This window comes from Arenibacter antarcticus, from assembly GCF_041320605.1.
GTDB lineage: Bacteria > Bacteroidota > Bacteroidia > Flavobacteriales > Flavobacteriaceae > Arenibacter > Arenibacter antarcticus.
In genome coordinates this window covers 1,291,079-1,313,636 of record NZ_CP166679.1, presented here as the reverse complement: position 1 = coordinate 1,313,636, position 22,558 = coordinate 1,291,079, and the positions used below count along the sequence as shown (strand labels likewise).

The following is a 22,558-nucleotide window of genomic DNA, read 5'->3' as shown; positions in this document are numbered from 1 at the left end:
TATAGGATATTGATGTTAGCTGCTTGTCTTTTCAGTTCTATGATTTATTGAAATCCGTAATAATATCATACCTAACATAAAACTCCTTTCTGCCTTCATGAATATCAAAATAATTAGTAAGGTCTGTTATTATAGGAACGAATATTCTGTTTTCAGTTATAATAGTCGTAGTTGGAATAGCTTTTCCTCCTGTTGATTCGTCAGAAAGCTTTTCTTTTAGTTCAATATCATAATAAAGAGAAAGATTATTGGAAGCATGAGTGAATATATAAACGACTTTGTGCATACTCCAAATTACTTTAGTTGTATGTGGTTCTAAGAAGAACTCTAATTGACTTTTAAAAATCTTATCGGAAAGGCTAAGAAACAATGAGAAATTATTCAAATGAGGATATTGTTTGTCTGTTTTTAAAATCTTCTTATCTGTTTTTGTTTCTCTTCTAATTATTGATGGAACTGCACTATATTCATCAAAAGCAATTTTGTCTGCTGCGTTGTTTTCAATAATACTGGGTATTTCCTGCTCGACAGTTCCGACCTGATTTTGTCTTACAAATTGAGAATGCGTCCTAATTATTGTTGTTGATTTCTTCAAAACCTCTGGGAAATCAATATCACCTGAAACATATTCTGACATAAGGGATTCCAATGCACCCAAATCCGAATATTCGTATTTATATAATTCTCTATTTCTCATAAGAATTTTATGTAATGCATCTGCTCCTTGTCTAGTAGAGGAAGGTACATATGCAGCAAACTTTTGATACAAATGGTTTCTTACAAAATCTTTAACAAAACTTGTGAATAATGGCCAATCAGTTGAATAAATTTGTAGTACTTGTTGAACTGCACTTGATTCTCTTGATATGTAGACAAATACTTGATTATTTTTATATTCAACTAAACTCGGAACTTGATGACTGATTTCCCCAATTATAATTTTGGAATCTGAAATTAAATAATCTTCATTTAAAATATTTGTTATTCTAATTAGTAAACTAACTTCAGAGAAAGAAAGCTCTTTGACACTAAATTCTTTTAGTATGGTAGCTTTATCGGGAATTTCTGATATGCCTTTTCTTTTGATATATTCTAATTGAATTCTTCTCCTTGGATTGTCTTGACTTAAAGTAAGTAAATGAGTGTTCTCATTTCCAAACTGTTGAATTGTCTTTTGGTCCCTACCTGAATAGTAATTAACTTTTTTCCCATCAATAATTGGTTGAATTTCACTCAAACTCCATCTTTCATCATTTGGTTGAACTACTATTTTTAAATTTTTAGCGAGTTCAAATCTCCTGTTAGATGATACATAATTCAAAAAACCTGAATTCAAGTCTGCAATTTCTAAATTAGAAATGGATTCAGCAATTTTCGTTTCAATTGTGTTGATGATTTGAGAAACTAATTCAATACTTTCCCGACTCAATGCTTCTCTTCCGGCAGTAGGGTGAAGTATTGATAGGTTTACAACTCCACCTAAATTAAAAAAACCTGAAACAGGAATTGGTGCTAATCCAAAATAATTTCTTAATCCGTAAATCCCACCACCACCTTGAGAAAGCACTATATTTCCATTAATTTTTTGAGAATTCCTAACGATGTTAGTGCAATAAATTTTTATTAAGTTTTGATTTGTATAATTTAATTGAAGTGTGAAACTTGAATTGTTTGGAGTTGTAACATTGTAAGTTTCTGTTTTGTAAAGATTTTCTGGTTTTACTTCAAAGATATTAATGTATTTAATTTGACTAACAATTGAACCATTAATAATTACAGCAATATTTAAATGTTTTATATAAGGATTAAGATAATTTATTGCTCCTTGTACAGTTAAGTTAAGATTATCATCAAGTTCAGCAATTACTTTAGTTCCTGCTTCTCTTTTTTCTTCATATGTTTTTATTTCTATACATTCTTCAGTTATTGAAAGCGATTCTCTATTGGCAAAGGTTTCTATTGTTTCATTGCCTTGGGCATAATGAGTAATTACTTTTATTGATTTACAAACACCAAAATTTGCCATTGCACCAATTCCAAAAGTTCCAACAACCCCAGCTTTTTGTGCTATTTCATTATTTTTTCCACTAGATCCTGCTTTCCAAAAATTGTTGCTAACGACATCCTTATTCATTCCAATTCCGTTGTCTTCAATTGTAATATATTTGGAGTCTATGGTTACAATTATTTTTGGTAAAAATGATTCTTTACCATCTAATTGCATCCTCATCAATATCGCATCATAACCATTTTGAATATTCTCACGGAGCAGTGCATATGGTGAGTCATAAATGTCATTAGAAAGAATTTCTAAAACTCTTTTAACTTCGATTTGAAACGATAATTTGTTAGTATTGCTCATCCTGTAATTGCATCAATTTTTTTATTTAATTCCATTATTCCTTTGTCGGTAAATGCATGATTTTTTATTTTATTTGACACTTCTTTCATTTGCATTTTATTACCTAATTGAATTGAAGCATTCAATACTGTAATTGCTTCTTCTGCTGTTTGTGGGTCGGTAAAGACTTGAATAGCTAATTCGAAATCTTCTGTTTGCAAAATGCACTCAATTAAAAATTTCCTAACGAAAATATCTTTCAAGTCAAGATTTAAAAGAGCCAATTTAGCGTCTGAATAATTTTTATCATTCATTAGTCTCTCAATTTCGATTAAGGTTCCACTAATGTCTGGCGCTTCTGGTTTTTCAATTTCAAAGGAGTAGTGGCTGATATTTTTTGAATCAATTCTACCCTCTGTCCATATTGGATTATTAAAATGAGAAGAATCTGTTTTCTCTCTCACGTGTAAAGTCACATATATTTTGGGGTTGTCATCAATGTTTTCAATTTCAATTAAGTTATACTGACGATTATTACCTACTGGTAATTCATTTGGGCCTCCACATAGTGTTCCAGCACTAAATACAATTATTTTTTTTTGTTCGATTACATCATTATATTCATGGATAAGTTCCGTTTTATGTTGATGACCATGAAACCCAATAGAGATACCTGATTCGATGAAATTTTTAAGATTACTATTGGCCATATAGTTTGATTCGTATGGAGAACCTTTAGTATTATGATGCCAAGTCGATAAAACTAATCTTCCTTTTTTTTTAAGTTGACGCAGTTTTAAATTCACATTGGCTATACACTCTGGGTGTATATCTCCTGAAAACCTTAAATGGTCATTTTCATAACAACTATTAAAAGCAGTAACAGTAAGGTTGAATTCAGGAAAATCAAAAATATCATATTGTTCTTTTGGCTCAATACTATAGTTTCTTTTGCCTTCATAGAAAGAAGTATAAAAATCCGAAAATGCCTCTAGTCTCTTGTTGTATATATTTTCATCAGATATTTTATAGAATGAAAGGTTTTTCCATGACCATCTAATATTAGAGTTTTGCTTCAAAGATTCATTTAAATACTCCCATTTGAAATTACTTTTGTCATCAAAAACTTTAGAATTATCAATCAATTCCATACTGGCTTTTGAAAATTTCCAATCAACATCATGATTCCCTGGAATAAGTACTATTCGATTTTTATTACCTCCAAGGAAATGTTTAGTTAAATCCGTAAGAAAGGATATAGCTTCATCATATTGATTTTGAACTTCAACCTCTGAGCCATCAGCTTTGATTGAGCCCCTAATGATATCCCCACTAACAATTATTATGTCTGGAGATTGAATTTTTGGATCTTCCGAAACTGTATATTTGTCCCTATCTTTTATCAATGACGCTAGCAAAGCGATATTTGAAACTTCACAGCCCTTACTTCTATGTAAATCGGATATATGAAGTATTGATATTTTTTTTTCCATTTTTTAATGTGTATTCATCATTTTTCAATGTACTGTTAAAGGTTTTATTTGACTTGCAGCTAACGGTCTCTTATAAGGACAAGTGCCGCGGAGTTATGGAAGCGGATTTGTCGGCTAAACGATTTTGTATATTATGGATGTAATTTTGTTCTTTTCTATTAAACCTGTCATTTGCGTTATACGTTGTTGAACGAATCCTCCCTACCGGTCGGAAGCCTTTCCAGAGCAAAATACAACATTTCTTATATTTATAGTACACTTAAAATTTACTGTTATGTATAAAAAAAAGTAAAACGATAGTAGAGACCGCTATCGATGTAGTTCCTGGCTTTGAAAACCTTTGCAGGGAATTACAAAAGAGTTTCACAATCAATGGCAAGGCCGAGAGTACCTTGAACAACTACACGCGGTGCCTGGCACATTTGGCCCTCCATTACAAGCAAAGCCCGGAGGCGCTTTCTACCGAGTTGATCGATGATTATCTTTTTCATTGCAAGAACTTGCACAAGACTCCGTCTGAGAGCTTTTTTAAGCATACCGTTTTCGGTCTTCGTGCCATTTATAAGGTCTTGGGAATAAAAGAAAGGCATGTCAAGCTTCCGCAAATAAAGCGCCAGAATAAATTGCCCGTAGTGCTAAGCAAGGCCGAAGTACGGATCCTACTAAAAACGCCAAAATACCTAAAACACCGTTTGATACTCGGGATGCTCTACGGTTGTGGTCTAAGGAGCTACGAACTCTGCGCACTGCGCCTTTGCGATGTCGATTTTGACCGACAGACCGTTTTTGTGAAAAAGCAAAAGGGCAAAGTAGATCGGTACCTGCCCCTTAGCAAACACTTGGCACGAGGGCTAAAAAAATATATTGAAACAGAATCTCCCAAAACCTTCCTTTTCAACAGTCAGGTAACCGACAATGGGGCACCACGGCCCATTACCACCACTGGGATACAATGGGTGATCAAAGAAAACAGGAGTAAGGTAAACACCCACAAGACCATTACCGCCCATTGCCTGCGTCACACCTACGCTACGCATTTGCTGGAAGCAGGTCTCAATATTATAAGCCTGAAAGAGCTTTTGGGACATGCTTTTATCGAGACAACATTGGTATACCTACACGTTGCAAACACTGGGAGTTCGCACAAGTTCAGCCCGCTCGATACGCTATTTGAATAATGCGCAGCCACTTCAAGGTAGCCGATGTGCTGGAGATGGAGCAGGACCAGATTTCGTCGCACGTATGTACAGGCTGGCATAGGCGTACCCTACATGCTATTCGTAGATGCCGGACACCTGCTATGGGAGGACATATAGATAAGTGCGATTGCTGCCATAAACTCCACATCAGTTACAACAGTTGCAGGAATCGTCATTGTCCTACCTGTCAGGGACATAAAAGGGAGGGGTGGATACGGGCGCGGGAAAGCGAACTTCTGAGTGTGCCTTATTTCCATGTGGTGTTTACCCTGCCCGCAGAGCTGAATATTTATGCCCTATCCCATCCGAAAATAATCTATGGGAGCCTGTTCAAAGCGGCTTGGGCAACCCTTGTACAATTCGGTGCGAACCCAAAATACCTTGGCGCACAGATGGGTATGATCGCCATCCTTCATACATGGGGCCAAAACCTGAGCCTGCACCCCCACTTGCACTGTATTGTCCCCGGTGGCGGAGTGAACAGATCCGGCAAATGGAAACCAGCTAAAAACAAGGGGAAGTACCTATTCAATGTGAAATCGATGAGCGTCGTGTTCCGTGCAAAATATGTCGCATTGCTACGTAAGAAAAAACTGCCCGTTCCAAAAGAAACTTACAATAAACTCTTTGATAAAAATTGGGTAGTGTATGCGAAACAGCAGTTCCATACACCAAAATATGTAGTGGAATACCTAGGCAGGTATACGCATAAGATAGCCATTAGTAATTATCGGATCAAACAATTGGACAAGGCGAACAGAACGGTAACTTTCCAGATGAAGAACTACAAAAAAGGAGGCCAAAAGGAACTGCTCAAACTCTCCACATACGAATTTGTACGCCGATTTGCACTGCATGTTCTGCCCAAGGGTTTTACACGGATACGGCATTACGGTATCTTGAGCAGTAGCTGGAAAAAAGAAAAGCTACCCGCCCTTCAAGATATGCTGGCCACAGAGCCGCTAAAACTCAAAGTGGAAAAGCCACCATTGCTCAAAGGGAAGTGTCCTATCTGCAAAAAGGGAAAATTGGTCACCGTTATGACCTTCGACGGGCGTGGACCTCCCCAATGCTGGAAGGAATTGCTGACGTTTACGAATCAACCATAGGAACTACTTGCAAACCGCGAGGCAGAAGCGCTATGCCTTAAGGTAAATGTTAAACCAAAAAGAAACAGGACGGTTCGCCAAACTGGCGCAAAAGTTGGATTTAGGTCACTAGAAAAATGCCGAAGTTCAATTGTCAATACAAAAGCACGGCAAGTCTGCCGAAATACGACTCCATAAAAAACGCTAAAAAGAAGGCTTTCCCCATAGAGGGAGACCGGATCCGTCAACAAGATATTCAGCCCTGGCCTATCGGCGGGCCGAATACTTAGTTATTGGCAATAGGTGTTTTGTCTAAATTTCTTTGAGAATTTCTTCTAATAATTGGGTCCATTCACTTAAATCTAAATTTAAAATTTTTCCCAAATCTCTATATGTATTGGCAAAATAATCTATATTAAAATCTTTCTTGGATTCATATAAGATTAAATCACTTTCAATTTTCTTTGTTATCCACTCAATTATAATTTTTCTTTCTATTTTTTTTCTAGCGAATAATTCCTTTGCAAAATTCTTTTGGGGAAATCTAACATCTCTATTTGAAGAGTAATAAAAGTCTATATAGTATTTATGAAGCTCATTTTTTATTTCGTTTGGATATAATTCCTCAAATTGCTCAAATATTTCAGTTAGATTATTTTCTCCTTCGAAATCAACAACTTTATAGAGATCAACTATTTTATTAAAGAAAATTTCTCTAGCACTTTGGTCAATTTTGTCAAATCTATTAATGAAAATTTCTAAAAATTTAAGAAGGTAAATCTTTGGATTTAGAAATATATATTGTGAAAAATATTTATCTGGTAAATCTTTTAATATTGAAATTGAGAAGTCTGGTTCGTATGTTCTAAAATATCTAGCAGTATTGAAATACGATTTAGGGACTGGCCAAGCCAACTTTAAAAGTTTTGGTGCAACTTTAAAAAGTGTTTTGAACACTTTGGCTTGTTCAGCCTTGTTTAGTTTTTCAAGTTCAATTTGAATATCTGAAGGTTCTACCGTTTCCTTGGTGACTATGCACTTTTTAAGAAAGCCATTTATTTTATCATCATTAATATTTATTTCTTTTTCCTGAAGAATTTTTGATATATCTTGAAATTCTTTTACTGATATGTAAGGGATATTATCAAATGAAAGTTTTTCGATAGTATATTTTAGAAATTCTTTTAGATTAACCGCTTCATTGAAAAGTAGTTTTACATCTTCCCCGTGTATTACTATGACATTTTGTTTTCTTCCTTTTCTAAGGGCGTTGAGGAAGTTTTCATTTAACTTATTATAAGATATGTATATTCCTAAAGTACCGTGGAATTTATTCTCTATTTTTCCTATAAACTCATATAATGATGAAGCCGCTAGTTTTTTCGCCCATTTAGCTTCTAATAAGAAAATTTTTCCATCAAAATTTACAACTCCATCAATTTGCTCAGATTTATTGTCTGAGGTATGGTAGCCATTTTTATTAATTATTGAAAGAAGTCCGTGGTGAAAAAACAGATCTCTTACCAATTTTTCAAAATCTAAACCTCTTTTCCTAGCAACCGCTGAATCGGATTCTGTTTTGAGATTTTCTAACTCTAAGAATCTTTCTTGTAAAGTCATAAATTTTCTTAATACTGTTGCCAACGGTTAGTAAATGAAAAGTAGGCGATTTTGAAGCTCCAAACTTTCGGTTAAACCCCAACTTTGATACGCCCCGTAACTCTTAAATTTATTACTGTTCGCCTATTTTTTATATTCATCTTTGTTACCTGCTGGGCTTTCGCGGATTTAAAATTCATCTATTATTTCGACAGTTTCTTGTGCAAATGGACTACTATCTATTTGCATTTGTAATACTCTTCTGAAATTGTTCAGCTCTTTTTGCTCGATTAACTCTTGAATTTTAGTTCTTCCCTTATAGCTTTTTTGAAGTATTAATTCTATAGCATCGTCAATTCCAGTTAAAGTACTCGGCATATCGTACATAATTGCAGTTGGGGCCTTTTTTTTGTCTAATTGAAACCATAAATGATGTTTTCTAAATTTTGCTTCCATTGCATTAGCAGAAAATCCATTTCGTTTATAAAATATCTGCGCCTTTTCCCTTATCATTCCTTTAAGGTCAGATGGAATTACAACTTTAAGCTTAAAGTCCGTGTATTCTACTCCATCAAGTGTCATTTTTTTAGCGGTTTGAACACTTTCAACTAAATCGGATATAAAGTTTTTATAATAGCCAATTGCTAAAGCTGTTGTTGGGTATAAACTTAAATGACCTAACTGATAATGTTCTTCTATTTTTGCTTTATACGTATCACAAGCATCTTTTATTGAAACATCATCATTTGTATCAAATCTTGGCATATAAATTCCATTGAAATCTGTTGGTAATTTTATGCCATTCTCTACTAACAAAAAGGATTTATGATGACCCATCGCTCCTAAAAATAAGGCCATTTCAAGAATGACGTTATCTCTTGGTTCAATTACTAATCGGTCATTGGTTTCTGTCAAATCATCAGCAGTTGCAACAAAGACACCAAAATCAAAGTAATTCGCCATACGAATTAGATTGTCGAAAGTACTTTTGTTAGGTTCCCAAATATCTGGTTCAGACCAAACAAAGCAGTCTGCTATGCTAGACAAATATGTTTTAACTTTTTCTGCTACTTCTAAACCTGCTTTTGAAGAGCCGATAAATATTTTAGGTCTAATCATACGATTGTTTTTTTTAAATCAACAAAAATCGCCTCTATTTCGGCAAGTAATATTCTCAAATTATCCTTTCTAGACTGCTTGTATCTATAGATGTATTCTCTTCCGTCTACAGAGACAAGACTATCTGCTTTGTTGTCATCTGTTACTATTTCTTTCATTTGATTATAAATTACTGGTACTAATTCATAAAAAGAAAGGTTCTCGTATTTGGATGGATGGATGTCGTAACATATGGCATTAATTTCGAAACTATTTAAGTCTATATCTTGATTTGAATTAGCCTTACTATTTTTTAAAAAACGTATCATTTTTTTTAACCTACCATTCGTTTCCGAACTTCTTTCGTTAATTCTTTTAATACTTAAAAATGGATAATCTGGATTTTCTTTTGAATTTGTTGCTTGGTTAAATATTTGAATACCTCTATAATCTCCTTTATTATTAATTATTGAGGAAACATCATCATACCAATTAGCTATTACAGTATCCACTTCTCGGTTAAGACTTAAATTTTTTATTTTAATTGCTTTAGGCTTCGATGTATCACAAACACTATAAACTCCATTTAAAACATTTTCGCTTTTAATTCTTAAATCTTTTAAATCCTGTATTGAGTTACCCAAATAAGATGATGCGTTTACCTCTTTTTCTAACTTTTCAATTGAGGATTGGTAATATTTAGACCTCCTTTCAGAACTTGCTAAAAGTTGCTGTATATTACTCGCATCATATGAATAAAATTTGTCTGAAATTGTCAATAGGTCAATATCACTATAACCCTTTATATGGGTATTGGTCATTACAGAACCTTGATATCTAAATGTAACGTTCTCAAGTTCTTTACTTAAATGCTCTTTAACTCTTTCTCCAGCATCTTTACTTCTTTGAGTATATTCTGGTTCTACACCTTTCATTGCAAGTCTAATATATATCAAAACTTGGCTATAAGAAATCGTTGATAATTCATCAGAAAAGGCTTTTTTTAATGCGAAATTTTCAGGGTTAATTCTTCCTCTTACACTTGATATTAATTGTTGGTAATCTTTCTGCATTAAATTTTGTTTTTAGTTCGAATGTTTATTCAGCCTTGCAGGTAACGTACGGATATATGTACCGGCACATATATTTCCATTTTACCTGGACCTACTTGTATACATTTTAGTGTACTATAAATCTTATTAATTAAATAATATTTATGAGGATGTATAGAGGGGGGAATACTACAACCAAGAGTTTGTTATAAACCTTCTAAGGTAGCAAATATTAGATTTGGTATGTGCTTAATCGATAAAGATCGAAAATAACCGTTGTATGGCATTTTTTTTGTTAGTTGAGACTGTGCATTCACATTGTACAATTACGAGAATAAATTTGCTCTCTCATTGTTCCCTGACTAACCCCGTTTTCATTTTTGAACTAATTTCATGTTACATGAAAAATCTAATTAATTGAAAATAAGAATAGAATATGGAGACAAAAGCAATTACTAGAAAAATACTTTACGATTTAATTTGGGAAAAAGGTCTACGAAATGTAGCACAACAAATTAATGTTATATCAAATAAGCTGAAAAAAATATTTGCTGAAGACTTATTCTGATTATTTACCTTGGTGGTTGTAATAGCACTTCAAGCGCCTTATCCACAATCTCCGTATCTAATTCTTTCAAGTATGCTTGGGTAACACCCAGATTTTGGTGGCCCAGGGATTCACTGATCACATCTGTAGCCACACCTTTTTGTTTGAGGCAATTGGCAAAACTATGGCGAGCAACATAACTGCTTACATTTTTGGTGATATTGCATAGTTTGGCCACTTCCTTAAGCTCTATATTGTATATGCCCAGCATTTTATGTTTTCGATCGGCAAGTTGGGTGGGGGTATAGTCTTCACGAAATAGCAAGGGAAATACATATTTGTTGCCATAACCATGTTCTCGGTAATAGGCAAGTATTTTTTGAACTGGAGGCATAATGGCGATGGAGAAGTTTCCTTTGGTCTTCGCTCTAGTGTAATAGATGACACTAGCTTCAACATCTCTCCATTCCAAGCACATCATATCGGCAAAGTTCATGCCTCTGGTATAGAAGCTAAAAACAAAGTAATTTCTGGTATTGATTAAATGGGGATTGTCAGACAAATCTAATTTGATGATACGCATAATCTCTTCAAAATCCAATGCACGTTTAAAACCTTTGCCTCTTAATCTGGATATCTTATAGGTCTTAAATGGATATAGCCCTTCCTTGATTACACCACGTGCTATAGCTTTATTAAACAATGCCCTTATGGCACGCATTTTTACACCAACACCACCATCCGTGCCACCTCTAGATCGAAGGAATGCATCATATTTACTTAAAAAAGTATGGTTTACATCCCTAAATTTGAGCTTCTTTATTTTATAAAATATTTGAATTGAAGTTTTTGTGTCTTTATAGGATTTAGCGTTTCCTATACGGCCGGCAAAGGTCATTTCTTGAATAATCTCATCAAAAAAGGCAAATACATCGTTACTGACAGGATTGAAGGTAATTCTGTATCGATTATCAAAATCTTGTAATGTATAGTCAGGATTTTCAATTTCCAATTCGGTAACAATTTTGTATGCTCTTTCTTTAAATTTTATGAGCAGTCGATTATTTTGTACATAATTGGAATTACGTTTATTAAATTTTTCACTAACAGCTACCCATTCGTCCGCTGTTGCCGTATAAGGAGTCTTATAATATTTACATTGCCTATTTTTGGTTACACGTAAATAAACAGGATGCCCATTCACATCTGATTTTTTTTTCTTTACAACAATTTTTAAATTAGCCATGTTTAGTATTTTAGGTCAAACATTTTAGTACTAATGATCCATAACATGCTTAATACCTGAAACTTATTTCTTGGAATTAGGTCAAACATAGGTCAAACAAATGGGCTATTAAATGTAAAAATTATATAACCAAATACAAAACAATTTTTCATAAAATATTGATAATCAGACTATAAGAAGATAAATGAAGCTGCATGAAACCACCACTTTTGAGGCTGTTAATCAGAGGGTCCTTGGTTCGAGCCCAAGAGGGGGAGCAAAAATAGAAATCCAACTTATGAAAATAGGTTGGATTTTTTTTGTTTAGGGCAGATTCTACAGTGTCTTCGACGAGAATGCCCATGGTTAGCCCAAATAAGTAAATCTGTTTAGATTTTATATGCCTGTAATTACTTGATTTCTGAAGTCGAACAATATAAAAAATATGGGCTGGACCTTATCCCCCAATTTCTCGCCTAATTTCTTGAAGGCTCTTGTCATATGACCCTCAACGGTTTTTGAGGAGATGTTGAGGTATTCAGATATTTCTGTGTGTGTAAGCCCGTCTCTTTTGTTCAACAGAAATATTTCCTTGCATTTGGAAGGAAGCTTGTCGATTTCTAAATGGACCAATTTTATCAATTCATCCAGATTTTCGTGTTCGTCTTGGACAACTAAGTCAATGGCCTCCAAATATTTTTTTTCTAAATATATTACCGGTTTGTTCTTTCTATATTGATCTATAAAGCAATTGTAAACTGATCGATAAAAATAATTGAAAATCGAATGGTCTGGATTAATGTTCATTCGGTTGATCCAGACTTCTACAAAAACATTCTGTACGATATCTTCCGCATTCCCATGGTCTTTGGTCAGTGAGTATGCGTAGGTGCATAACTTCTGATAGAGGGAATCCATAAGAAAATCATAGGCCTTTGAGTTTCCTAATTTCAATTGTTGCGCCAGATGTGTGCCATCCTTAAACTGTTGGTCCAAATCAAATATTTTAGTAAATGTAAAAATAAACATTTATTAATATAGAGGGGGTCTCTGTTTTTGAACGTAACTATGGTAGAATTGAAAAAAAGTGTGCAAATCAAAGATGGATAGAATTATTGCTAAATTCCTAAATAAGGAGGCAAATATTCATGAATTGGACTTATTGGACGAGTGGTTGACGAATAAGGACAACAGGTCAGTTTTCAACCATTTTGTTAAAACCGACTTTTTAATTACTGTTGGAATGTTAGAATATGATGTAGATAAGGCGAAAAAGGCCATAGGTCTAAGGCTAAAAAAAGAGGTGCGAAGAAAAAGGTTTGTCAAATACAGAAGAATAGCTATTGCCGCTAGTATTGTTTTGGTTTTTGGTATTACCTTATTTACGCAGTACGAAAGGAACCAACCAATAGAGGTAGTGGATAAGACCCCCGTGTCTGTTAATGGAGGTTTTGGAAAGGCTATACTAACTCTTGATAACGGTGACGAGGTGGCCCTGGAAAAAGGGAAGGATTTTCGAGCAGGAATGGCAAAGGGTAATGGGGAAGAGCTTGTGTATATTGTAGATGATAAGGTAAAGGATACTGAAGAACCTAAATTCAATTTCCTTACAATTCCAAGGGGCGGGCAATTTTCCCTTCTGTTATCGGACGGGACACAAGTCTGGCTTAATTCAGAGTCCAAATTAAAGTATCCCGTAAAATTTGAAAACAACAAAACTAGGAAGGTTGAACTTGTTTATGGAGAAGCCTATTTTAAGGTGTCGCCCAGTACAAATCACAACGGATCCACCTTTCTTGTGCGCACAAAATTTCAGGAGGTTAATGTTCTAGGAACTGAATTTAATGTTAGGGCCTATAAAGAAACTGATGAGGTGTCCACCACTTTGATCGAAGGTACGGTGCAGATTCGAAAAGGTGTTATCAGCCAAATTTTAAAACCAAACCAACAATCCAAAATCCGGTCTGATGAGGAAGGAATCTATATTGAGGATATCGATGTTTCTCAAGAAATATCATGGGTTCAAGGATTGTTTGCCTTTAATGAGGAATCATTGGAAGACATCATGATAGAACTGTCCCGATGGTATGATGTAGAGGTAGTTTTTGAATCCTCGGCACAAAGGAGTTTTGTTTTTACTGGTATCGTTGAAAGGGACCAAACAATCGGCGCTATACTAGATCTAATAGAAGGGACCAGTGCAGACCAAGTGAAATTTGAAGTTAAGGATAATACTATAATTATTAAATAAAAAAAGGAAAAGGCTAGTACGTTCCAAAGCAATAGCCTTTTTCCAGTAAGTAGATCAATTAAAACAATGTTTAATTAAACCAAAACAAATTTATGAAAATTAAATTCAAGCAGGGATTCCTTTCTTGTAAAAGAGGGATCCTTATTACAACGATTATGAGGGTATTTATTTTTTTATGTTGTTCAGTAGCTTTTGCGATGGGGACAAGCAAAGGAGTGGCTCAGAATGCAGATGTTGTCATCAATACAAACAAGACTTTGTCAATTAAGCAAGTCTTTCAGCTGATCAATAAACAAACCGATTATAAGTTTATTTACCGCCATGACCTAATTAAGTCTGCTCCAGACATCCATTTGGAAAAAGGAGTAATTAAGGCCTATGAATTACTCGACAAATGTCTTACTCCCATAAACTTTACTTATGAGTTTACGGATAAGGGTACTATTGTGGTTATGGAAAAACAGATAACCAATAGTTTGCAGAGCATTGAAGCACTCCAATTTCAGGTATCAGGAAAGGTGACGGATATGGATGGCGAAATGCTACCTGGTGCTAATATTGTGGAAAAAGGTACTGCAAATGGGGTAACCGTCGATTTTGATGGGAACTTCGTGATTGATGTGGCCGATGAGAATGCCATATTGGTGGTTTCCTATATTGGTTTTGCTACCAAAGAAGTAGCGGTTAATGGGCAGATAAATATCACTATTACCTTAGCTGAAAGTGCCTCGGCATTGGATGAGATTGTGGTAGTAGGATATGGTACTGTAAAGAGGAGTGATCTTACAGGAGCCGTTTCTTCCATAAAGCAGGATAAAATTGAAAAGGTTGCGAGTGGTAATGTCGGCAGCGCCATCCAAGGTCAAATGGCTGGAGTGCAAGTTACTTCGAATTCTGGTAAGCCAGGGGAAGGAGTAGATGTGAAAATTAGGGGAACGTCTTCCTTGGGGAGTAATGATCCGCTGTACATAATTGATGGAATCCCGAGTAATATCAACAATATCTCTCCTAATGACGTGGAATCTATAGAGGTTCTGAAAGATGGTGCTTCTGCTGCGATATACGGTTCTAGGGCTGCTAATGGCGTTGTGTTGATAACTACAAAGCGTGCTAGGGAAGGCAAATTTAGACTTGATGTAAATGGTTATTATGGTTTGGGATCCATTGGGAAGAACATCTCGGTCATGAATGCTGAGCAACATGTTAGGACCATGAATCAAGCCTACATAAATGATGGTCTTCAACCCTTTTACGAAAACTCCCCAGAATCTTATGGTGTGGGTACGAATTGGTCGGAGGAATTTTATTCTGTTGCTCCGATGGCGAACCTCAATCTTAATTACTCTGGTGGCTCTAAAAACGCCAAGGTTAACTCTTCTATAGATTATTTTAATCAAGATGGAATTGCCCTAAATACAGGATTCGAAAGGTTATCAGCGCGAATAAATTCTGAATTTACGAAAGGAAAATTCACATTTAACGAAAATTTAAGTGCTTATTTAAGTCAAACCAACAACGAAAGTCAAAGTTCGGTAAAACGAACATTGGAGATGCCTACAACAGTTCCAGTTTATAATGAAAATAATTTAGGCGGATATGGAGGGACTTATGGGGATATGTTTGATATTTTTAGCCCTATAGCTGCCCAAAATCTATTTACGAATAACACAAAGAACGATTTTATAAGGGCAAATTTCACCGTTAATTATGAGGCTATAGAAAAGCTGAACATTAAACTTAACACTGGTGGTACCCTGAACAATGGATATAACTTTAATCATGCACAAAGATATGATGTAGGAACTTTGAAGAGTCCATTGAACAGTATAAGCGAAAATCGAAGTCGGAATATTTCTTGGATAGTTGAAGGTACGGCGGATTATGAGTGGAAAATTGAAAAACAGACTTTCAATTTCCTTCTAGGGGTTTCATCGCAAAAAGAATCGTATCGAAATACTTCTGGATCCGGTAGTGGATTGCCTGATGGAATATTTGTTTTAGGTGCTAGTACCCAGGATATGTCGGTTTCCGGTACTGAATGGAACCATACTTTGGCTTCCCAATTTGGTCGTATTCATTATAACTATGACGAGCGTTATCTTCTTTCGGCTACTGTTAGGAGAGATGGTTCTTCTCGTTTCGCGGAGAAAAACAAATGGGCCGTTTTTCCTTCTCTGGCAATGGCGTGGAGAATATCTAATGAGTCGTTCTTTTCAGAGAGTAGTGTGATCAACGATTTTAAATTAAGAGCTAGTTATGGAGAATTGGGAAATCAGGAAATTGGGAATTACGCCTACTCTGCCCTAATTAATTCTTCCCAACACTATCCTTTTGGAATGGACCAAAGCCTAGATTTTGGCGCTACTCAGTTAAATTTGGCTTCTCCTAATTTAAAGTGGGAGTCTAATATCAGTAAGGATATAGGGTTGGATATTAGTATGTTAAGGAATACACTTTCGGTTACAGCGGATTATTATGAGAGTAATTCAAATGATCTTTTGTTAAGAGTACCTATCCCTATGTCAAATGGTTCTGCTCAATTTCCTTACCAAAATATTGGTAAGATTAGAAATAGGGGTTTTGAATTTGCAGTAAATTGGAACAAAGAAATTGGAGATTTAAGAATGAACCTATCTACCAACTTAACCACTGTAAATAACAAAGTGATTAAATTGGGTACTGGAGACCAGATTATTATGGCTGGTTCACCTTATCACCTTGCAGAAAATACTACGTTGACCAAACAAGGTGGAGAAGTGGGTGAATTTTTTCTTATTAAAACGGATGGTGTTTTTCAGAGTCAGGAAGAAATAAATAACTATACCCATATAGATGAAAGTGGTATAACCTCTTTAATTCAACCCAATGCTGTGCCTGGAGATATTCGCTTTAAAGATGCTAATAATGATGGGTCTATAACGTCGGGTGATCGTGTCTATGCAGGTTCTGCAATGCCAGATTTCACCTACGGTTTTAATTTTCAATTAGATTGGCGAAAATTTGATTTATACGGTTTCTTTAATGGTTCCCATGGCAATAAGATATTTAACGGTACCGCCTATGCTATTGAAGGATTGCCAAACTTCACTAATATGGGTACTAAATTATTGGACGCCTGGACGCCAGATAACTTATCTAACGTGCCAAGGGTATCAAGATTAGATCCCAATGGTAATAATAGAAGTTCTAGTGATCGATTTTTGGAAGATGGTTCGTATTTAAGGTTAAAGGAATTGCAGCTTGGTTATACGGTTTCCACAAATAAAAATGATGATACCAATACAGGAATAGATCACTTACGTATCTATGTCTCTGCCCAAAACCTCTTTACAATAACAAATTACTCTGGGTACAACCCTGATATTTATTCTAGCTCGGGCTTATTGAATCGTGGGGTAGATACGGGTATCTATCCTTATTCAAAAACCTTTATGTTAGGTGTACAAATTTCTTTATAAATAAAAATTTACGATAATGAGAATATTCAAAATAATTAGTGTTTTTTCTGTATTGATCGGATTGTTTAGTTGTGACGATTTCTTGGATGAACAAGATCCGTCGCAGATTACAAATGCCACTTTTTGGGGAAATGCGGATGAACTGGAACAAGGATTGACGGCAACTTATAGTGCCTTAAAGCAGACCTATTTATGGAATAGTCAAGGTTTTAAGAACATGAATTCCCGTGGTGATGATATTGTGGCCCGGATCCAAAATCCCCATATTTATCAACCAGATTTATTTTTAAACGACCCTTCTAATACTTTCGCTAGGGATATGTGGAAAAATGCCTATATCCTGATTTTTAGGGCAAACCAGGTGATAGACAATTCGCAGAACATCGAAATGAATGATCAAAGGAAACAGGAAATTGTCCTTGAAGCAAAATTTTTAAGAAGCCTTGCATATTTTGTTTTGGCTCAAAATTTTCAACAGGCTCCGCTGATCCTTTCGTCCGATCCTGAAACAAGATTCCCAGAAAAAGCATCTGAAGCGGAATTATGGACTCAAATCGAAAAGGATTTTATGGAAGTTTCGCAATTGCCCGAAAATTATTCTAGTGATATGACAGGGCATGCTACAAAATGGGCGGCCAAGGCTTTTCTCGCCAAATCTTACCTATATAGGGGGAAATGGCAGCTTGCTGTAGATGAACTCCAAGGAATTATTGATAGTGGCCAATTTTCTTTAATGCCAGATGTTTACGATAATTGGAATTCTGAAAATGAAAACAACGAGGAATCTATATTTGAAATCCAATATATGTTCTCCACGGCAAGTAACCAAATTAACCAGAGAGAAATTCATTTCGCACCGGCAGCGATCGGAGGGTACTATGTATTAAGTCCTAGCGACTGGATTTTCGAGGAATTTCAAAAGGAAAAAACCGTAGATGGTGATTTCGATGCGAGAATGTATGCCACATTTATATGGAACTATCCAGGTGCCGAGATTTATCAAGTACCTTTTACGGAATTCTTTTCGGATAACCCAGATTATATAGCATGGAAGAAATTTCAACTTTGGGATAAATCTATTGCCGAAGCTTCGCTTCACAGGTCGGAGATCAATGAAAGGATAATGAGGTACAGCCATGTTTTATTGATGTATGCCGAGGCACAAGCTGAACTCGGAAATCTTTCTCCATCTATACAAGCAATAAATGAAATCAGGAATAGAGCGAAGTTGTCTAGTATCCAGGAGGGGAGTATGACTCAAAATGAAATCTTAGAGGAAATCAGGCACCAACGTGCTCTGGAATTTCACTTGGAAGGAGAAAGATGGTACGATATTGTAAGGTGGGGAATTGGAAATGATGTCTTCAGCAATAACTTGGAAAGACCAGATTACATGGAAAAATTCAACTACTTTCCCATTCCACAAGAAGAATTGGATGCGAATAGTAATTTAATCCAAAATGACGAATGGTAATCATAGTTGCCACTTGTTAAAAAAGTCATCCTAGTGATAAATTTGAATTTTGGGTCTTTTCTCGGTTATTATTATCCGGGCACGAAAGACCCAAAAATTCAATTAATTTATTCAAACTCAATTAGAAATTTTTGAATAAGTGGAGTGTTGACTCCCTAAAGCTTTTGAGTATTAGGAAGGATCGAAAATAGTAAGACAGTATTAAACAAGAACCTAATGGTTTAAATTATGAAAATTATTTTAAAATTGAAGAACATTATATTGTTGACTTCGGTTTTCTTTTTTATGGCAGTATCTTGTAAAGACAAACAAGAAGTCCTAGAAGATGAAAATGCTCAAAGTCAGCCAAACATCATTTTTATTATGTCGGATGATCACGCCTATCAGGCCATTAGCGCCTATAGCGATAAGCTGATCCAAACGCCTAACATAGATCGGATTGCAAATGAAGGCATGCTCTTCACCAATGCCAGCGTCACTAATTCTATTTGTGCACCTTCTAGAGCGGTGATTCTAACGGGAAAACACAGTCACCTTAATGGAAAAATAGACAATCTCAGTAAGTTTGATACTACCAATGTAACTTTCCCTCAAATTCTACAAAGCGCCGGTTATCAAACAGCAATGTTTGGGAAACTTCATTTTGGCAATAACCCAAAAGGGTTCGACGAGTTTAAGATTTTGCCAGGACAAGGTGATTACTACAATCCGACATTTATTACGCAGAAGGGAGATACCGTCATAAATGGATATGTTACTGATATTACTACTGATCTTGCGTTAGATTGGATGGAGCATCGAAGGATTCCAGAAAAACCATTTTTATTGATGTATTTGCATAAGGCACCTCACAGGGCTTGGTATCCTGACGAGAAACATTATAAAGAATTTACGCAAAAAACCTTCCCACTTCCTGAAACTCTTTTTGACGATTATGAGGGTAGGGTAGCTGCGCAGACCGCCGAGATGAATATATTAAAGCATATGAGATTGTCCTATGACAATAAGGTAGAAGAGGATGTCTTAAAGCGATTGAACATTACAGATGGTGGAAGTAGATACGAATATAACCGGATGACTCCGGAGCAACGAAGTAGTTGGGATAAAGTGTACCAGCCTATTTCTGAAGATTTTGAAAAACGTTACCCCACTATGGATGATAAGGAGCTGATGGAATGGAAATATCAGCGTTATCTTCAGGATTACTTAGGGACTATAGCCTCCGTTGATGATAATGTAGGACGATTGTTGACGTATTTGGATGACAACAAGCTGTCTGAGAATACCGTAGTAATCTATACTTCAGATCAAGGTTTCTATTTGGGAGAACACGGGTGGTTTGACAAGCGGTTTATGTACGACGAATCCTTTAAAACACCATTACTTATAAAATGGCCCAACAAAATAACCCCTGGAACCACCGAAGATGAAATGGTCCAAAACCTCGATTTTGCTCAGACATTTCTAGAGATGGCAGGTGTAAAAGCACCAGAAGATATGCAAGGGGAAAGCTTGGTGCCAATACTGACGGGTAAAAAAGAACTTTGGGATAGGGATGCGGTATACTATCACTATTACGAATATCCTGCAGAACATGCGGTAAAAAGGCATTATGGTATTGCCACCAAAGAATACAAGATTATTCGCTTCTATTACGATGTGGATGAATGGGAGCTATACGATCGTATCAATGATCCACAAGAGATGAATAATGTATTTAACGATCCAAAATATGCAGAGGTGGTTGCTGAAATGAAACAAAAGTTGCAAGAAGTCCGCGAGAAATACAAGGATTCTGAAAAATTGGACAATCACTATATCCAATTGTATAACGATAAAACTCACAACAATTTAGAGGATTAGTCAAATATACTTGTAAACGATCATAAGTATCTGATAAGCATTTTTAAAAGCGGGATTTCCTTTATGGATTTCCCGCTTTATTTATTTCTTGATTTTAGCGCAAAACTTCAGCGGAGAACCTATTGCCAAACAGGCATTAACCAAATCCAAAATGATTTCTCGCCCAATATCTCATGGACAAATTTCCTCCAATTGTAGGGGTGTGTTTTTTAGAGCCAGTACTAAAGATCTGAATTTCCAGTACGATGAAAACCTTTAAGACTGGCAAACATATTAATAGTGGCTCTTTTTAATCTCCTGAAAGTATTTATTCTTGGGGCTGTTTTTAGGGATCACCGATTTAATTGCCTTATAAAATTCAATAGGGTAATCTGATTCAATAATACTAGCCCCATCTTTAATGATATCAACGTAGGCTTTATGGCGTTCAGACATCACCTCCAACTTATCATAACTCGATGCCGCTGAAATCATGCACATAACTCCTTTGGAGTTCAATAAATTATATATCTTATTATCCTCCCCTTTAATTTTGGGACCGATATAAGCTATCATTTGTGACCAAGGAACTCCAGAATTATCGAATTTTTCAAAATCTGCTTCTGTTTTAACAAACGCAGAAAACATTCTATCCTTATTTTTTTCATGATAGAACATCGCTTGCTCAGCATTGTGAACAGTAACCATTACGGTAGTTTCTTTATCTAATTCCTCAAGTACTTCGGCCATCAAGGAGATAGGTACATCTTTTTTATCTAAATTCAATATTGTCTTCCCTTTACTCCATTGAATAGCCTCTTGTAACGTTGGAATCTGATGATCTAGAATATTTCCATGAGCGTCCTTTAATCTTAATTTTTTTAATTCTTGTAGCGTGTAATCGGACACCTTACCCGTTCCATTAGTCGTCCGTTCTAAAGTGGCATCGTGCATTAAAACGATAACACTGTCTTTGGTAAGCCTTGGATCAATTTCAAAAAAGGCAGGGGTATGTTTAAGAACATCTTCTAGAGCCTCGATACTATTTTCTGCATACCCAATGGTCTTTTGCCCTCTATGACCGCTAATTATTGGAATATCATTACCTGTGTAATTAAAAAAATCACGTAAATCCTTGGCATTGCCTACCTTGATCACCTGTAATGTTTCGGTGTTTTTCACAATTTCTTTACAAGAGAATGTACTGAGGAATACTACAAGGGATATTGACCAAATTATATTTTTATTTATCATTTTCACTATTAATTAATTATTATACATCTAAAGTTTATACCCCACGACTGTTAAAAAGTTTTAAGCTGAAATCTCCATTTTCATCAATCGAAAACAGTGTTATTGATGAGTTCTCCTGAACTATTCCGCGGTAGTCCTTCAAATAAGCCACCCCGTCAGGTGTATTGCTATCATCCTTGTCAACATTGTCTAGCAACCCTCCAATGGCACCTCCTAAACCATCTCCTCCATCAGTTTTATAGTCAATTGTTCGTGTCCAATTAGCGCTACTTATATCTGTACTTTTTCCACAGGAACCATATCTAGATATAACTTTAGACGTTCCGACGATATAAAAAAATGAATCTTTTGCACCTTCCACCGAATTCCCAAGTGGACTATTAACGTTCAGGGTAAAATCATACAAAACGATTACTTCATCTTTAGTGACTTTATTAAGATTATCATCCTCATGACTACATGCGAAAAATAAAGTTAGTAGTCCTACTAATCCAATTAGTAAATAATTTTTCATGAAATTTATTAGGGTGTTACTATTTATAAAATTTTCTACTCCTGATTACCATCAAAGTAAGTAGCAATCCCTTAAGACGCATCCTTAACCACAATAATAACCCACGAAAGAGGATCGTCATTT

At 35.4% G+C, this 22,558-nt stretch carries 14 protein-coding genes and 1 pseudogene; 6 read left to right on the top strand and 9 right to left on the bottom strand.

Annotation, left to right across the window (positions count from 1 at the left end):
• Positions 1-37: 37 nt before the first annotated feature.
• Both KCTC52924_RS05415 and KCTC52924_RS05410 read right to left on the bottom strand, forming a co-directional pair.
• Positions 38-2,362, bottom strand: coding sequence for an ATP-binding protein (locus tag KCTC52924_RS05415; RefSeq protein ID WP_251807654.1), 2,325 nt, complete (start codon positions 2,360-2,362; stop codon positions 38-40).
• Positions 2,359-3,834: a metallophosphoesterase gene (locus KCTC52924_RS05410; RefSeq protein WP_251807655.1), complete on the bottom strand. Its 1,476-nt coding sequence runs from the start codon at positions 3,832-3,834 to the stop codon at positions 2,359-2,361. The genes KCTC52924_RS05415 and KCTC52924_RS05410 overlap by 4 nt, the downstream gene beginning before the upstream one ends.
• Before the next feature lie 392 nt (positions 3,835-4,226).
• On the opposite strand from KCTC52924_RS05410, the gene KCTC52924_RS05405 reads away from it, so the two are divergent.
• Complete coding sequence (locus KCTC52924_RS05405) at positions 4,227-5,012, top strand: tyrosine-type recombinase/integrase (RefSeq protein ID WP_251807357.1); 786 nt, start codon at positions 4,227-4,229, stop codon at positions 5,010-5,012.
• Positions 4,921-6,142: pseudogene (locus KCTC52924_RS05400) on the top strand (IS91 family transposase). The gene KCTC52924_RS05405 and the pseudogene KCTC52924_RS05400 overlap by 92 nt, the downstream one beginning before the upstream one ends.
• A 291-nt stretch (positions 6,143-6,433) precedes the next feature.
• On the opposite strand, the gene KCTC52924_RS05395 reads toward KCTC52924_RS05400, so the two are convergent.
• The 5 genes from KCTC52924_RS05395 to KCTC52924_RS05375 all read right to left on the bottom strand — a co-directional run bounded on the left by KCTC52924_RS05395 (position 6,434) and on the right by KCTC52924_RS05375 (position 12,671).
• Positions 6,434-7,765 carry a hypothetical protein gene (locus KCTC52924_RS05395; RefSeq protein ID WP_251806797.1) on the bottom strand — a complete coding sequence of 444 codons (1,332 nt, stop codon included), beginning with the start codon at positions 7,763-7,765 and terminating at the stop codon, positions 6,434-6,436.
• A gap of 144 nt (positions 7,766-7,909) precedes the next feature.
• Complete coding sequence (locus KCTC52924_RS05390) at positions 7,910-8,839, bottom strand: STING domain-containing protein (protein WP_251806798.1); 930 nt, start codon at positions 8,837-8,839, stop codon at positions 7,910-7,912.
• A complete protein-coding gene (locus KCTC52924_RS05385) occupies positions 8,836-9,891 on the bottom strand; it encodes a nucleotidyltransferase domain-containing protein (RefSeq protein WP_251806799.1) in 1,056 nt (351 codons plus the stop codon). The genes KCTC52924_RS05390 and KCTC52924_RS05385 overlap by 4 nt, the downstream gene beginning before the upstream one ends.
• Positions 9,892-10,442: 551 nt before the next feature.
• Positions 10,443-11,663 carry a site-specific integrase gene (locus KCTC52924_RS05380; RefSeq protein WP_251806800.1) on the bottom strand — a complete coding sequence of 407 codons (1,221 nt, stop codon included), beginning with the start codon at positions 11,661-11,663 and terminating at the stop codon, positions 10,443-10,445.
• Between the two features lie 375 nt (positions 11,664-12,038).
• Positions 12,039-12,671 (bottom strand): RNA polymerase sigma factor, encoded by a 633-nt coding sequence (locus KCTC52924_RS05375; protein ID WP_370671517.1) that lies wholly within the window; start codon positions 12,669-12,671, stop codon positions 12,039-12,041.
• A gap of 73 nt (positions 12,672-12,744) precedes the next feature.
• Between KCTC52924_RS05375 and KCTC52924_RS05370 the strand changes: the two genes are divergently transcribed.
• The 4 genes from KCTC52924_RS05370 to KCTC52924_RS05355 all read left to right on the top strand — a co-directional run bounded on the left by KCTC52924_RS05370 (position 12,745) and on the right by KCTC52924_RS05355 (position 20,688).
• Positions 12,745-13,893 (top strand): FecR family protein, encoded by a 1,149-nt coding sequence (locus KCTC52924_RS05370; RefSeq protein WP_251806802.1) that lies wholly within the window; start codon positions 12,745-12,747, stop codon positions 13,891-13,893.
• Positions 13,894-13,985: 92 nt separating this feature from the next.
• The gene (locus tag KCTC52924_RS05365) at positions 13,986-17,351 is read left to right on the top strand and encodes a TonB-dependent receptor (protein ID WP_251806803.1); all 3,366 of its coding nucleotides are present in this window, start codon (positions 13,986-13,988) and stop codon (positions 17,349-17,351) included.
• A gap of 16 nt (positions 17,352-17,367) precedes the next feature.
• Positions 17,368-18,825: a RagB/SusD family nutrient uptake outer membrane protein gene (locus tag KCTC52924_RS05360; RefSeq protein ID WP_251806804.1), complete on the top strand. Its 1,458-nt coding sequence runs from the start codon at positions 17,368-17,370 to the stop codon at positions 18,823-18,825.
• A gap of 228 nt (positions 18,826-19,053) precedes the next feature.
• Positions 19,054-20,688 carry a sulfatase gene (locus tag KCTC52924_RS05355; RefSeq protein WP_251806805.1) on the top strand — a complete coding sequence of 545 codons (1,635 nt, stop codon included), beginning with the start codon at positions 19,054-19,056 and terminating at the stop codon, positions 20,686-20,688.
• A gap of 273 nt (positions 20,689-20,961) precedes the next feature.
• Here the strand turns inward: KCTC52924_RS05355 and KCTC52924_RS05350 are convergent, their stop codons facing one another.
• Both KCTC52924_RS05350 and KCTC52924_RS05345 read right to left on the bottom strand, forming a co-directional pair.
• On the bottom strand, positions 20,962-21,921 hold the full coding sequence (locus KCTC52924_RS05350; protein ID WP_251806806.1) for a glycerophosphodiester phosphodiesterase family protein: 960 nt from the start codon (positions 21,919-21,921) through the stop codon (positions 20,962-20,964).
• Positions 21,922-21,955: 34 nt separating this feature from the next.
• Positions 21,956-22,435 (bottom strand): hypothetical protein, encoded by a 480-nt coding sequence (locus KCTC52924_RS05345; protein WP_251806807.1) that lies wholly within the window; start codon positions 22,433-22,435, stop codon positions 21,956-21,958.
• Positions 22,436-22,558 lie beyond the last annotated feature (123 nt).

Coding starts and splice junctions, on each gene's coding strand:
- KCTC52924_RS05415 (WP_251807654.1), bottom strand. CDS start 2,362: ATGAGCAATACTAACAAATTATCGTTTCAAATCGAAGTTAAAAGAGTT.
- KCTC52924_RS05410 (WP_251807655.1), bottom strand. CDS start 3,834: ATGGAAAAAAAAATATCAATACTTCATATATCCGATTTACATAGAAGT.
- KCTC52924_RS05390 (WP_251806798.1), bottom strand. CDS start 8,839: ATGATTAGACCTAAAATATTTATCGGCTCTTCAAAAGCAGGTTTAGAA.
- KCTC52924_RS05385 (WP_251806799.1), bottom strand. CDS start 9,891: ATGCAGAAAGATTACCAACAATTAATATCAAGTGTAAGAGGAAGAATT.
- KCTC52924_RS05380 (WP_251806800.1), bottom strand. CDS start 11,663: ATGGCTAATTTAAAAATTGTTGTAAAGAAAAAAAAATCAGATGTGAAT.
- KCTC52924_RS05375 (WP_370671517.1), bottom strand. CDS start 12,671: ATGTTTATTTTTACATTTACTAAAATATTTGATTTGGACCAACAGTTT.
- KCTC52924_RS05370 (WP_251806802.1), top strand. CDS start 12,745: ATGGATAGAATTATTGCTAAATTCCTAAATAAGGAGGCAAATATTCAT.
- KCTC52924_RS05365 (WP_251806803.1), top strand. CDS start 13,986: ATGAAAATTAAATTCAAGCAGGGATTCCTTTCTTGTAAAAGAGGGATC.
- KCTC52924_RS05360 (WP_251806804.1), top strand. CDS start 17,368: ATGAGAATATTCAAAATAATTAGTGTTTTTTCTGTATTGATCGGATTG.
- KCTC52924_RS05355 (WP_251806805.1), top strand. CDS start 19,054: ATGAAAATTATTTTAAAATTGAAGAACATTATATTGTTGACTTCGGTT.
- KCTC52924_RS05350 (WP_251806806.1), bottom strand. CDS start 21,921: ATGATAAATAAAAATATAATTTGGTCAATATCCCTTGTAGTATTCCTC.
- KCTC52924_RS05345 (WP_251806807.1), bottom strand. CDS start 22,435: ATGAAAAATTATTTACTAATTGGATTAGTAGGACTACTAACTTTATTT.